This is a genomic window from Corynebacterium sp. HMSC070E08, assembly GCF_001808895.1.
Taxonomy (GTDB): Bacteria; Actinomycetota; Actinomycetes; order Mycobacteriales; family Mycobacteriaceae; genus Corynebacterium; species Corynebacterium hiratae.
Map to the genome: position 1 here is coordinate 80521 of NZ_KV794727.1, position 14249 is coordinate 94769.

Genomic DNA, 14249 nt, shown 5'->3' on the forward strand with positions numbered 1-14249 from the left:
ATCGTGCAGCACGTCAATCCCCAGATCGGGTTGGCTAGCTAACCATCTGAGAGAAACGTTTCCTTCTTCCAGTCCGGCAGCTACCCCCTTATCCAATGTGGACAATTTCTCACCATTCTTTCACCAGATTGTCTATGGCCCTTCTGGAGTCTAGCCGCCAGAATGACCCACGTCATAAAAAATTCCGAGTATTAAGGAGCATACAGCATGCAGGATCTCAAGCACCGCCTCCCCCAGGAGCGGAATGTCTCCACCGCAATCCCTGGCCCCCGCAGCCAGGAGCTGAATGCCGCCCGTGAAGCAGACGTCGCCGCTGGCGTCATCCCGGGCTACCCCTCCTACATCACCGACGGTGACGGTGGCGTGCTTGTCGACGTCGACGGCAACACCATCGTCGACTTCGCATCCGGCATCGCCGTGACCTCCGTCGGCGCTTCCAACCAGCGCGTTGCCAAGGCCGTCGCCGAGGCCGCCAGCCACCTCACCCACACCTGCTTCCTCAACGCTCCGTACCAGGGCTTCATTGATGTCTGCAAGAAGCTCAACGAGCTGACCCCGGGCACCCACGAGAAGAAGACCTGCCTCTTCTCCACCGGCGCTGAGGCAGTGGAGAACGCCATCAAGATCGCTCGCCGCTACACCGGCAAGAACCGCGTCGTGGTCTTCGACGGTGCCTTCCACGGCCGCACCAACCTCACCATGACTATGACCGCCAAGAACAAGCCCTACAAGCAGGGCTTTGGCACCCTGGCCGCTGATATCTACCGCGCGCCGATGTCCTACCCGCTGCGCGACGGCCTCGACGGCAAGCAGGCTGCAGCGCGCACCCTGCGCTACATCGAGCAGTACGTCGGCACCGAGGAGCTGGCTGCCGTCATCATCGAGCCGGTGCAGGGCGAGGGCGGCTTCGTCGAGCCGGCCAAGGGCTTCCTCCCGGCACTGCAGGAATGGTGCACCGACAATGGCGTCGTCTTCATCGCCGATGAGATCCAGGCCGGCATCTGCCGCACTGGTTCCTGGTTCGCCTGCGATGACGAGGGCATCATCCCGGACCTCATCACCACCGCCAAGGGCGTGGGCGGCGGCATGCCGCTGTCCGCTGTGACCGGCCGCGCAGAAATCATGGATGCCCCGGACCCGGGCTCCCTGGGTGGCACCTACGCCGGTAACCCGGTGGCCTGTGCTGCTTCCCTGGCAGCCTTCGAGGAGATGGAGGAGCTGGATCTGGCTTCCCGCGCCCGCGAGATCGAGGCCATCATCCGCGAAGAGCTGGAGCCGCTGCTCGAGCTCACCACCGTCGCCGAGGTCCGCGGCCGCGGCGCCATGATCGCCATCGAGCTGGTCGACGACAACAACCAGCCGAACGCTGACCTCACCGCCAAGGTAGCCAAGACCTGCCGCGAGCAGGGCGTGCTCATCCTCACCTGCGGCCTCGACGGCAACGTCATCCGCCTCCTGCCGCCGCTGGTCATCAACGAGTCCACCCTGCGCGACGGCCTCCAGGTCCTGGCCGAAGCCACCCGCGCAAACTAATCCGAACCACCACCGTCTTAAAGGAGACACATCACCATGAAGATCTACGATTGCATCATCCTCGGCACCGGCTACGGCGGACTGGGCATGGGCGCCCAGCTGGTCCGCGACGAGCAGAAGGACTTCCTCATCCTCGAAGCTGCCGATGAGGTCGGCGGCGTCTGGCGCGACAACACCTACCCGGGCGCTGCTTGCGATACCCAGGCTCTGATCTACTGCTACTCCTACTTCCTCAACCTCGGCGTCTCCCGCATGTTCGCCGGCCAGGACGAGATGCAGGGCTACCTCAAGGCTCTCGCCGAGGAGTTCAACCTCTACGACCACATCAAGTTCAACCACCGCATCACCCGCGCCGAGTGGAAGGAAGACCTCAAGGCATGGGAGATCGAGGCTAACGGCGAGACCTACTACGGTCGTGTGTTCGTCGGCGCGTGGGGCCAGCTCTCCAAGCCGAAGATCCCGAACTTCCCGAACCGCGAGGCTTTCCAGGGCGTGCAGTTCCACTCCGCTGAGTGGAACCACGACGTTGACCTAGCCGGCAAGAAGGTTGCCGTCATCGGCAATGCAGCTTCTGCAGTTCAGCTGGTTCCGGAGGTCGCCGAGGTCGCGGAGAAGCTCTCCGTGTTCCAGCGCTCCGCTAACTACATCCTGCCGCGCAACCAGGTCATCTTCACCGAGGAAGAGCTCAAGGAGTTCAAGGAGAACCCGGATTCCTACCGCGCTATCCGCCAGGAGATCCACGAGGTTCGCGAGGAAGGCTTCGACCGCACCCGCAAGGGCACCGATTCCGCTGCAGAGGGTGTTGAGCAGGCCATGGAGCACCTGCGCTCCCAGGTCAACGACCCGGAGCTGGTGGAGAAGCTCACCCCGAACTTCGCCTTCGGCTGCAAGCGCATCCTGCGCTCCGATAACTTCTACCCCACCTTCAACCGCGACAACGTAGAGCTCATCACCGCTGGCATCGAGAAGTTCACCGAGACCGGCATCCGCACCGATGACGGTGCCGAGCACGACTTCGACGTCGTCATCTACGCCACCGGCTTCTACTCCCAGGAGTTCCAGGGTGACCTGCCGATTGCTGGCCGCGACGGCATCGACCTGCGCGAGCGCTGGGGCAACTCCCCGGAGGCTTACCTGGGCATGACCGTGGATGGCTTCCCGAACTTCTTCATGCTCTACGGCCCGAACACCAACCTCAACCACCACTCCGTGGTGGCCATGCTCGAGGCACAGGACCGCTACATCTCCCAGGCCGTTGCGTACCTGCGCGAGAACCCGGAGGCAGCCCTGGACGTGAAGAAGAACGTCATCGACGAGTTCAACACCCGCATCCAGAAGGAGCTTGAGGAATCTGCGTTCTCCGCTGACTGCTCCTCCTGGTACAAGAACGAGGAAGGCCGCGTTATCAACAACTGGTCCGGCAACGTCGCCGAGTACTACGAGCTCACCGACAAGCTCGAGCTCAACGACTACGAGCTGGTCTAGGAGGCAGTTTCACAATGCACACTTTGCACGACGAATACTCCGGGCGCCCCGTCGCTGAGGATGCGTGGAAGGCGCTGAAGCCATTCCGCGATGGTGGGGCGAAGTCCTTCCATAACTTCCCCATCCCGCAGGTGCGTGAAAACTACGTAGCCTCCGCCCACGCCAACCCGCTCCACGAGGAGAACGACCCCGCGACCACGGATTTCCAGGTCGAGGACTTCCAGGTTCGCCTCTACGACCCCCGCCCGGAGGCGGAGCGCGGCCAGGAGACCCCAGCGGTGCTCTACATGCACGGCGGTGGCTGGCTCATGGGCAACCTGGAGACCCACGACTCCTCGGTACGCCGTATCGCGGTGCTCACCGGGTTCCCGGTTGTGGCGGTGGACTACCGCCTCGCCCCGGAGCACACCTACCCGGCGGCTATCGACGATTGCCGCGCCGCCTACCGCTGGTTGTCCGACTCCTCGGCTGAGCATGGCCTGACCGTGACCTCCATCGCGGTGGCTGGCGACTCGGCCGGTGGCCAGCTCGCCGCCGTGATGGCGAACGAGTTCGTGGGTGAGGAGGGCGTCGCCAAGCTCAGCTCCCAGATCCTGCTCTACCCGATCACGGATTGCTCCCGCGAGCGAACCGAGAACGGTGCCTCCTACAAGCGCCTGGAAGAGGGCTTCCCGCTGGCCTCTGACACCATGCGCTGGTTCATCGATACCTTCGTTACGGAGGAATCGCAGCGCACGGCGAAGGATCTCTCCCCGCTGCTGCACGAGCTGCCGGAGGGCCTGCCCCCGTCACTCGTTATCACGGTGGATAACGATCCGCTGGCGGACGAGGGCATCGAGTATGCCGGGAAGCTGGCCAAGGCAGGCGTCGACGTCACGCACAAGCACCTTCTGGGCTACCACCACGGGCTGTTTACCTCTGCTGCGGTCATTGACCGCGGCGAGGAGGAGCTCGCTGGTATCGCCGAGTTCATCAAGGCGGCAGCGAACTAAAAGCTTCCGCTCCATCACGCACGGGGCAGGCACCTTTCCCAGGCCGCCTGCCCCGTTTGCATAAGTAAATATTTCTGTCCACCTAAAGTTAGGTTCACCATGCTTAAACGCTCATTCGGCATCGCGATGGCATTCATCGGCGTGCTCGCGGGTGCCTCTTTCGCTTCGGGCCGCGAGGCCCTCCAGTATTTCGTTGCTTTCGGCAACATGGGCGTCGTCGGCGCCATCGTAACGGCACTGGCCATGACCATCTCCGGCATCACCATTCTCCAATTAGGTTCTTATCACCGCGCCAAAGAGCACACCTCCGTGTTCAACGCGGTGTCCACCCCCATTGTGTCGAAGATCCTCGATATCGCCACGCTGACCTGTCTGTTCTGCATCGGCTTCGCCATGTTTGCCGGTGCCGGCGCCAACCTCAACCAGCAATGGGGCTGGCCAGTGTGGATCGGCGCCGTCCTCATGCTCGTCCTCACCCTGCTGACTGGTCTGCTCGACGTGGACAAGGTGACCATCGCCATTGGCGCCATTACCCCGTTCATCATCGTCTTGCTGACCATCGGCACGGTCTACACCGTGCTCACCTCCAACCCAGATTGGTCACACCTCAATGAGCAGGCGCAGCAGCTTCCTACGACGCTGCCCAACTGGTGGGTTTCCGCCATCAATAACCTGGGACTGAACGTCATCGTGGTGGTCTCCATGATGATCGTCATCGGCGGCAACTTCCTCGACGCCAAGGAGGTGGGCTACGGCGGCATTCTCGGCGGCGCATGCTTCCTCTTCCTGCTGGCGGTCCTGGTCGGCGGTCTCTACGTCTCCGTAGGCCCGATCACCGAGGCCGAGATGCCAACGCTGGCCATGATTGAGCAGATTCACCCGGCGCTCGGTATCGCCATGTCCGTCGCCATCTACGGCATGATTTATAACACCGCGATTGGCATGTTCTATGCCTTTGCCAAGCGCCTCACCCGCGGCAAGCCGCAGAACTTCTACAAGGTCTATGTCATCTCCGTGCTCATCGGCTTCGTGCTTTCCTTCATCGGCTTCTCCAACCTCATCGGCTGGGTCTACCCGATTCTTGGATACATGGGCATTGCCATCATGTTCATCATCGGCTTCGCATGGTTGAAGAACCGCAAGGACCTGCAATCTGAGGCCGACCTGCGCCGCCGCGCGCGTGAGCTACTCAAGAAGCGCTTTGAGAATGACAACCACCTCTCCGATGAGGAGGCTCGTGAGCTAGTGGCCATCGCTCGCAACTCCTCCATCCCGGAATCTGACTTCATCAAGGAGATCATGACCGAGGTTGATTCCGAGGACATTCCGGAAGAGCTGCAGATCGGTGACGGCAAGCTCCACGCGCTGATCACCGGCAAGCCCATCCCGCGCAGCAAGAAGAAGGTGTAGTTCTCTCCACTCCCCCTCTCACTCTCTACTCTCACACCTTCTCCGTGCCCCCGCATCCAGCCGCCTAGCGCTGCATGCGGGGGCGCAGCGCTTTCCACAGCGCCCACAAAACCAGATCCGCATCGGAGAACCGGATCCGTTCCTCCAGAGCTTCCAGCCGGTGCCGGACCGTATTGGCGTGCACGCCCACGGCCTTCGCGGCCCGGGCCACGGAGAAGCTTTCAGCTTCATAGGCGCGAAAGATCTCTTCGCCATCCTTAATCCCCTCAATCGCGCGGTCGAGCTCCCCCACCGCGTCCTCCAAGCCGCGCTGGCCCAGGTAGGCCGCTGCCTTCTCGATGGCACTGCAGTGAGCAAACTCCAGGCTCTGCAGGTGCAAGGAATGCGTGCGTTCTACCACCACGGCGGCAAGCAGGGCCTGGAGCCACGCTGCCGGGCCTTCCTCAACGGTATCGAAGGGATCAGAAAGCCCGACGGAGCCGAAGAGCACGTCCGCGATCTTCCCCTCCGCTCCCGAATGGGTAGTCAACACGCAGGTGCGGCCGGACACATAGCCCAGCACCAGCGGCACGCCCGCATCCTGGGCCAAGGCGAAGGCCTTGTCGCGCACATCGCTGCGGTAGGAATCCTTGACGGAATCGGAGACAAGGAGCCGCATCTTGGCATGCTCCGAAAAGCCCCGCCTGCGCAACGTGGTGGCCACTTCTTCCCTATTCGAATTCTCATCGCACAACGCCACCATCAGCGCGCTCGATTCGGCGACGTGGTTGCGCTGGATGTTTCTCTGCGCCATCAGGGAAGCGGTGAGCAGCTCCTCCAGCGCCGCGAAAGCGGGGTCATCGAAGTCTGCATCCTGACTGGTTTGCCGCCCGCGGATCAGCCAGTAGCCGTGGTCGAAAGAGGGGCTTTCGCCAGCAATGTCGAGCCACCGTGCAAAGACCTTCCAACGCCCCACGTGCATGGTCGTGGTGCTGTGGTTTATCACCACCGACAGGGAACGCGCGATACTCCGCGCGGGCAGCTCGCCGGCGGCGGCAATAACCCGGCCGTCAACGGTCAACAGCAGCAGGGAATCCCCGCTGAACCTGGCAAAGCGCGCAAGGATCTCGGATTCCGGCGCTGGGTTGACTAACCCGGGGCTTAATTGCCCGATGGTGCTGAGCTTGCGCCAGGATGCCAGGTTGGGTTGGCGCCGCAAAAGCTCATCCACCGCGCGCCGGATATCTTGGCGCGTGATCCCATCGGTGCCGTACAGGACGGCGCCGGTTCCCTCCACCGAGTCCAGGACTTCCTGCTCATCGAACTCGGAGTCGAGGAAGATGACCCCGGCGGCGTCGACCAGCCGGCGCTGGATGGCGCGCGGGCTTCCCTCCGGCCGGGGAAGGACAAACCAACCTGCCACGTCCCCATCGCCCTCGGCGCACAGCCCCACAAAATTCTCATCCTCGAGCGCCTTACTCAAGCGGCGCAGCCGCGGCTCCATCACGACGAGATCGGCGATCCGGAGCACCGGATTATCCTGTGACGCCACTTATCCCTCCGGAAAATAGTGTCCTATCTTACTTTTCTCCGGCTAATTCTAGTATGCCCCAACCTGCTTGTTTGGAGTTTCCTCCACCTTCTTCACTCTCAATTCACCGTTTCTCCATTGCTCCCCTCCTCGTGCCATATCAAGATTCCTCTCAACCGAATTCACCAGCCTTTGAAAGAGAGGTTCCCACCATGACGGGAAATAAACCTTTTCGCGTATCCGTCGACGTCGGAGGAACGTTCACCGATGTCGCGATTGTTAACACCGAGACCCACGAGTTGTCGGTGGCCAAGGTTCCCTCCACCCCGGATGACCCGATGAAGGCGGTGATGAACGGCCTCAAGTCGGCCGACGTCCAGCTCAACCAGGTCGAGGTGTTCTCCCACGGCACCACGGTGGCCACCAACGCGCTGATCCAGCGCCGCTTCCCACCGGCAGCGCTCATCACCACGAAGGGCTTCCGCGATGTTCTGGAAATCCGCGACGGCACCAAGGATGAGTTGTGGGATGCCTACAAGGACGTTCCGGACCCCTACATCCGCCGCCGCGATCGCTACGAGGTCGAAGAGCGCATCGACTTCGACGGCGCCGAGATCACCCCGTTGGATGAGGCAGAGGCTCGCCGCATCGCCGGGATCCTGCGCCGCAAGAAGATTGAGACCGTCGCGGTCTGCTTCATCAACTCCCATGCCAACGCCTCCCACGAGGAGCGCATGGCGGAGATCCTACGCGAGGAACTTCCCGACGCCACCGTCTCCACCTCCTCCGAAATCCTCCCGGAGATCTTCGAGCACGACCGCTTCTCCACGACCGTCGCCAATGCGGTCCTGGCCCCGCTCGTCTCCGGCTACGTCAACCGCCTGTCCCGCCAGCTGGAGGAAGGCGGCTACGACGGAGACCTGCTCCTTCTCCACTCCGGCGGCGGTTCCATGACCCCGGAGATGGTGACCCGCTACCCGGTCCGCCTGGCTGCCTCCGGCATTGCGGCCGGCGCCATCGCGGTGCAAGACATCGCCACCCGCTGTGGCTACTCCAACGCGATTGGCCTGGAAATGGGCGGTACCTCCACCGATATCGCCCTAGTCTACGAAGGTGACATCCGCATCACCAAGCAGTGGCAGGTCGAGTACGGCTTCCCCATCTGCTTCCCGTCCATCGAGGTCGGCACCATTGGTGCCGGCGGCGGCTCGCTGGCATGGATCGATGAGGCAGGTTCCCTGCGCAACGGCCCGCAGTCCGCGGGCGCGGATCCGGGACCGGTCTGCTACGAGCGCGGCGGCACCGATGCCACCAACACCGATGCCAACGTCACCCTCGGCCGCCTCGGCACCGAGCTCATCGGCGGTGCACTGAAGCTGAACCCGGATGCCGCGCGCGAGGCCGTCAACAAGACGGTTGCAGAGCCGCTCAACCTTGAGCTCGAAGCCGCAGCCGAGAACATCATCCAGGTGGCCAACGCCAACATGGCCGATGCGGTTCGCCTGCTGTCCATCCGCCGTGGCTACGACCCGCGTGACTTCGTCCTCGTGGTCGGCGGCGGCGCCGGCGCCCTGCACGGCGCTGAGGTCGCCCGCGATCTGTCCATCCCCACCGTCGTGGTCCCGCCGCACCCAGGCGTGACCTCCGCCCAGGGCTGCTTGCTCGTGGACATCCGCCACGACATCACCAAGATGTACCAAGCACCGGTGGACGAGGTGGACACCACCGAACTGCGCAAGGAATTCCAGGCGCTGATCTCCGAAGCCCGCGAGCGCCTGGAGAAAGAGCACGTCCCGGAGGAGCGCATGAAGTTCAAGCTGACCGCCTCCATGCGCTACCGCGGCCAGTGGCGTTCCCTGACGGTGGAAATCCCCGAGTCCGATAACCCGCTCGATGATGCCGTCGCCATGTTCCACGATGAGCACGAGCGCGAGTACTCCTTCGCCGACCGCGACGGCGCGGTGGAGTTCTACCAGATTGGCCTCATCGCCATCGGCGAGCTCGAGAACCCGCCCTTCAAGCACTACGAGGTCGAAGAGCACGAGGCAGAGCTCCCGGAGACTACCCGCCCCGTCTACTTCTCCGCGCACGGCGGCTGGGCCGATGTCCCGATTTACCACCGCCCCGACCTGAAGGCCGGTGCCAAGCTCAACGGCCCGGCCATCATCGACCAGTTCGATGCCACCACCGTCATTCCGCCTGGAGACTGTGCAGAAATTGATGAGTGGTCCAACATCCGTATCCACATCGGCAAGGCCACCAACGCCTAAGACCCTCGCCTTCAGACTCGCCTTTGAAAGGAATCGACATGACTACGACTCACACACAACCACAGAAACCGTCGCCGTCCTCTTCCGGCCGCCGCACGCTCGACCCGGTGACCTTCGAGGTTCTTAAGAACGCCTTCGCCACCTCGGTCAACCTCATGTCCGAGCAGATTCTGCGCACCTGCTACTCCTTTGTCATTTACTCGCGTGACTTCTCCTCCGCGCTCTGTGACGCCGAGGGAAACACCGTGATGCAGGGCAACCAGGACATCGCCGTACACGTCGGCACCCTGCACTTCCAGTGCCAAGCCGTGCTCAAGGAATTCGGCGATGACATCCACGAAGGCGACGTCTTCGCCATCAACGACCCCTACCAGGGCGGCACGCACATGAATGACGTGTCCTTCCTGCGCCCCATCTTCCACGAGGGCACCCTGCTGGCCTTCGCACAGAACAAGGGCCACTGGGCCGATGCCGGCGGCTCCGTCCCGGGCTCCTTCGACGTCTCCGCGACCGACTACTACACCGAGGGCCTGCGCATCACCCCGGTGCGCGTGTGGTCCAAGGGCGTGTTCCTCAGGGACGTCGCCAAGCTCTTGGCCGGCAACACCCGCAGTCCCGAGATCGTCATGGGTGACCTCAAGGCCCAGGCCGAGGCCACCGCGGTCTGTGAGCGTGAAATCCACCGCCTCGTGGACAAGTACTCCTTCGACATCGTGCGCACCGCGCTGCGGGAGGTCCAGGACTACGTGGAAGACATCGTCACCGCTCGTGTTGCCGAGCTTGACGACGGCGAGTGGTCCACCACCGACTACATCGACCTCGACCCGGCCAAGGAAGAAGGCCTCGTCCCGATCAAGGTGACGATGCGCATCAAGGGCGGGCGCCTGTCCTACTCGCTGGATGGTTCCGCACCGGCCGTGGCCAGCTTCCTCAACGCGGGCTATGGCTCCGCGTTCTCCGGAATCGTCGCCGGTACCAAGACCTTCTTCCCCGACGTGCCGCTCAACTCCGGCCTCTACCGCGCCATGGACATCGACCTCGGCCCGGAGGGAACCGTGGTCAACGCTGGAATGCCGCACGCGGTGACCGGCTTCTGTTCCGGCCCCTTCGAGAAGATCATGAACGCGGTCTTCGAGCTGTGGTCCCAGCTCATGCAGGAGCGCGCCATGGCCTGCGCTTTCAACCTGGAGTACCTGCTCATTGGTGGTTGGGATACGCGTGACGCGAAGAAACCAGAGGACAAGGGCGAGTTCTTCATGTGGTACGACTGGATGGCCGGCGGCTGGGGCGGCCGCGTCGACCGCGACGGTTCCTCCGCCACCGCACCGGTCTTCGGCCCGGGCCTGGCGGTCCAGCCGGTCGAAGGCCAGGAGCGTCTCTCCCCTGTCATCACCAGCCACCACGCGCTGGTGACTGACTCGGCGGGCCCCGGCAAGTTCCGCGGCGGTGTGGGCGTTTCCAAGGGCGGTGTGCTCACGGATGCGAACAAGACCGTCATGAGCTACTGCTGTGACCGCTCGCGTTCAGTCACCTGGGGCATCGAGGGTGGTCTGCCCTCCATCCCGCAGGGCGTGTGGCTCAACCGCGGCACCCCGGATGAGCAGTACCTCGGCGCGCTGTTCTCCAACGTTCCGGTGGGCCCGGGCGATACCTTCGAGCGCCCCTCTGCCGGTGGCGGCGGCTTCGGCGATGCCCTGGAGCGCGACCCGGAGGCAGTGCTGGAGGATGTCATCGATGGCTACGTCTCCGTGGGCCGTGCCGCCAAGGACTACGGCGTTGTCATCCGCCCCGTTGACCCAGAGATCGACGAGTACGAGCTCGACGAGGAGGAAACCGCGAAGCTGCGTGAGGAGCTGCGCTCTACCCGCCTGGACAAGCTGGCGGAGTCCCCGGAGTCCGTGGCTGAGCGCTACAACGCCGGCGAGCTGGACCAGCTCGACCTGGTCCGCCACTACGGCGTCATCCTCGACTGGGCCACCGGTGAGCTCCTGCCCACCACCACCCAGCAGTACCGCGAGCAGATGGCCAAGCGTTCCTCTTCCCACTGGAAGTAGGTAGCGCCCCGGCTAGCCCCCTAAGCTAGGGGGCATGTCTCTCCTCGGCCCCGTACTCTCCCACCTCGCCAGCGGCACCCGTGTCCCCGACGAGTTGCGCGAGCAACTGGCGGCCGAGGAGCTTGGTGCGCTTCGGGCCGTTGAGGAAACCATGCGCGCCAACCACACGTGGCGGGTGATGTCGACGAAACTGCTCGACGTCTCCCAGATGCTCAACTCGGGCCGCGAATCCACCGACATCCTCCAGGCGATTGTGCGCCACGCGCGCTCCACCATCGGCACGGAGGTGGGCTACCTCAGCCTCAACGATGAGGACACCGGCTTTACCAAGGTGCTGGCCACCAGCGGTGTCGTAACTGAGGAATTCCGCACCATCAACATGCCGATGGGCTCCGGAATCCTCGGCATCGTGGCCGCCACTAACCGCCCGGCGTGGACCTATGACCATTCTGTGGATCCCAACGTCACGCACGTGGATTACGTGGACCGTGCGGTAGAAGCCGAAGGAATCCGCGGGATCCTCGGCGCCCCGATCCGCATTTCTGGGCGCACCATCGGCGCGCTTCTCGTGGGGGATCGCCACCCGCGTCACTACACGCACGAGGAAATCGCAGCGCTCGAGGTGCTCGGCTCTATTACCTCCGTGGCGCTAGAGAATGCCCAAGTCATTGAGAGCCAGGGCGAATCCGTCGCGGAGCTTACCCGGTCCCAAATTGCGCTGAGCCGCCACGTGGACGAATTGCAGTGGCTCAACGACGTCAACACGCAGCTGCTCCACGTGCTGATGAACAATCCCAGCTTCGAGGAGCTCGAGCGCGTGCTAGCTAAAAGCCTCGATGCGCCGGTCACGCTGTGGACCGCGGAGGATGCCCCGGACACTCCCCCAACCAGCACGTTCCCCGTGGAGTTTAACGGGCGGGCGCTGGGCACGATTGGTGTGGACAAGGAGCTCAGCGACGCCGAACTGCGCGTCATCAGCCACGCCTCCGCAGCCTTTACAGCGATTGCGCTTTTTGCTGAGGCGCTTGTCGACGCCACCGCGCGCAAAGTCGACGACCTCGTCTACGCCGTAGCACTAGGCAACGCCGGGCGCGAAGAGATCGTCCGCCTGCGCCACCTCACAGGCATCAGCCTGAACTCTTCGACACAGCTGTATTTCGTGGGCCTGCACTCGGCCAAGAACTTGCCCACCCGCCCGCAGCTGGAGCACCTCCTGCCGGGTAACGCCGCCATTACGCACCACGACCAACACGTGTGCGTGCTGTACCAACCGGATCGGGATATCGATAAGGCGCTGGCCCCACTGCTGTCTGAATTCTCTGAGTTGACAGTCTCCGCCATCGGCTTCGACGGCCTGAGCTCCGCGCGCAGCGCCCACGATTCCGCCATGGCCTACCTGGATTCAGCACTCGCTTTGGGCTTGCGCGGCCAGCTGGTCACCGAGGACTCCCTGGGCACGGTAGGCCTCATCCTGGGCGCGGACCCGCAGGCACTGAACGCGCTGTCTACGCGCACCATCGGCCCGCTGGTGCACTACGACGAGGAACACTCCACCGAGTTGACTGCTACCGCGCACCACTACTTGCTCTCCGGGCACAGCATCCCGCAGACCGCCCGGGCGATGTTCATCCACCCCAACACAGTGCGCCAACGCCTCGATCGGATCGCTGAGCTCATGGGTGAGGAGTGGGCCGTGGGCCAGCGCGGCCTCGATGTCTTTGTGGCGTTGCGCGCCCACTCCCTCAGCAGGTAGAGAATTCCCCATCCACATAACGGCCCGGTGTAGTTTTTCCCATACCGTTCCGCCCCTCCTTAACGCCCGGTGGCGTACATTGCGATGCATTAACCCCATCTCATGTCTGGAGGTATCTATGTCTGACACGATTACCATTCGCGGCGCCGTTCTGGAGCGCTCCGGCGACGAGCGCCCCTACGCCGACTCCAAGCCGATCACCGTGAGCGAGCTCGAGCTCTCCGCTCCCGGCGAGGGCGAGATCCTGGTCAAGATCACCGCTGCTGGCCTGTGCCACTCTGACCTTTCCGTGGTCAACAACAACCGCCCCCGTCCGCTGCCGATGCTGCTGGGCCACGAGTCCGCCGGCATCGTCGAAGAGATCGGCCCGGGTGTTACCAACGTCAAGGTCGGCGACCACGTGGTCATGACCTTCCTCCCGCGCTGCGGTGAGTGCGCCGGCTGCAAGACCGACGGCAAGATGCCGTGTGAGGTCGGCTCCAAGACCAACAACGAGGGCACCCTCATCCGCGGCACCCGCCACCTCACCCGCAACGGTGAGACGATCCAGCACCACCTCGGTGTCTCCGGCTTCGCCACCCACGCCGTGGTCTCCGAGCTCTCCGTCGTGCCAGTGGGCTCCGATGTCCCGGCGGACATCGCCGCTATTCTCGGCTGCGCCATCCTCACCGGTGGCGGCGCCGTGCTCAACGAGATCGATCCAAAGCCGGAGGACAGCATCGCCGTCGTCGGCCTCGGTGGCGTTGGCATGGCCGCCATCATTACCGCCGCTGCGCTCGGCGTGAAGGAGATCGTGGGCATCGACATGCAGAAGGACAAGTGCGAGAAAGCCATCGAAATCGGCGCTACCTCCGCGATGACCCCACAGGAAGCTGAGGAGTCCGGCAAGAAGTTCACCGCTGTCGTGGAGGCCGCCGGCCACCCGAAGGCACTGGAAACCGCCTACAAGGTCACCGCACCGGGTGGCCTGACCGTCACCGTCGGCCTGCCGGCACCGGGCTCCACCATCACCATCGACCCGCTGGTGATGACTGCCGAGGCGCGCCGCGTCCACGGCTGCTACCTGGGCTCCTCCGTCCCGTCGAAGGACATCCCGAAGTACGAGCAGCTGTGGCGTGAGGGCAAGCTCAACGCTGAGGCCCTCATCTCCGACCACATCAAGCTCGAGGACATCAACACCGCCATGGACCGCCTATCCGACGGTGTAGCACTGCGCCAGATCATCGAGTTCGACTAACCAAG

At 63.5% G+C, this 14249-nt stretch carries 9 protein-coding genes; 8 read left to right on the forward strand and 1 reads right to left on the reverse strand.

The genetic code is table 11. The annotated features are described in order from the left end of the window. Positions 1–207 precede the first annotated feature (207 nt). From gabT to HMPREF2526_RS00880, 4 genes are all read left to right on the forward strand, one after another. Positions 208–1533: a 4-aminobutyrate--2-oxoglutarate transaminase gene (gene gabT / locus HMPREF2526_RS00865; protein ID WP_070545242.1), complete on the forward strand. Its 1326-nt coding sequence runs from the start codon at positions 208–210 to the stop codon at positions 1531–1533. 36 nt (positions 1534–1569) lie between these two features. Further along, positions 1570–3018, forward strand: coding sequence for a flavin-containing monooxygenase (locus tag HMPREF2526_RS00870; RefSeq protein ID WP_046647718.1), 1449 nt, complete (start codon positions 1570–1572; stop codon positions 3016–3018). Between the two features lie 14 nt (positions 3019–3032). Further along, a complete protein-coding gene (locus tag HMPREF2526_RS00875; RefSeq protein ID WP_070545243.1) occupies positions 3033–4010 on the forward strand; it encodes an alpha/beta hydrolase in 978 nt (325 codons plus the stop codon). A gap of 99 nt (positions 4011–4109) precedes the next feature. Then, entirely contained in the window at positions 4110–5420 is a 1311-nt protein-coding gene (locus tag HMPREF2526_RS00880; RefSeq protein WP_049156025.1) for a YkvI family membrane protein, read from the forward strand. 64 nt (positions 5421–5484) lie between these two features. Here HMPREF2526_RS00880 and HMPREF2526_RS00885 read toward each other — a convergent pair whose 3' ends face one another. Continuing rightward, positions 5485–6951 (reverse strand): helix-turn-helix domain-containing protein, encoded by a 1467-nt coding sequence (locus tag HMPREF2526_RS00885; protein WP_070545245.1) that lies wholly within the window; start codon positions 6949–6951, stop codon positions 5485–5487. Positions 6952–7142: 191 nt separating this feature from the next. Here HMPREF2526_RS00885 and HMPREF2526_RS00890 point away from each other — a divergent pair, with 191 nt between their 5' ends. From HMPREF2526_RS00890 to HMPREF2526_RS00905, 4 genes are all read left to right on the forward strand, one after another. Then, a complete protein-coding gene (locus HMPREF2526_RS00890) occupies positions 7143–9200 on the forward strand; it encodes a hydantoinase/oxoprolinase family protein (protein WP_070545246.1) in 2058 nt (685 codons plus the stop codon). A gap of 38 nt (positions 9201–9238) precedes the next feature. Next, positions 9239–11254 (forward strand): hydantoinase B/oxoprolinase family protein, encoded by a 2016-nt coding sequence (locus HMPREF2526_RS00895; protein WP_070545248.1) that lies wholly within the window; start codon positions 9239–9241, stop codon positions 11252–11254. Between the two features lie 34 nt (positions 11255–11288). Beyond that, positions 11289–13007, forward strand: a complete 1719-nt coding sequence (locus HMPREF2526_RS00900) for a helix-turn-helix domain-containing protein (RefSeq protein ID WP_070545250.1) — start codon at positions 11289–11291, stop codon at positions 13005–13007. Positions 13008–13125: 118 nt separating this feature from the next. Next, on the forward strand, positions 13126–14244 hold the full coding sequence (locus HMPREF2526_RS00905; RefSeq protein ID WP_070512342.1) for an alcohol dehydrogenase catalytic domain-containing protein: 1119 nt from the start codon (positions 13126–13128) through the stop codon (positions 14242–14244). The last annotated feature ends 5 nt before the right edge of the window (positions 14245–14249 follow it).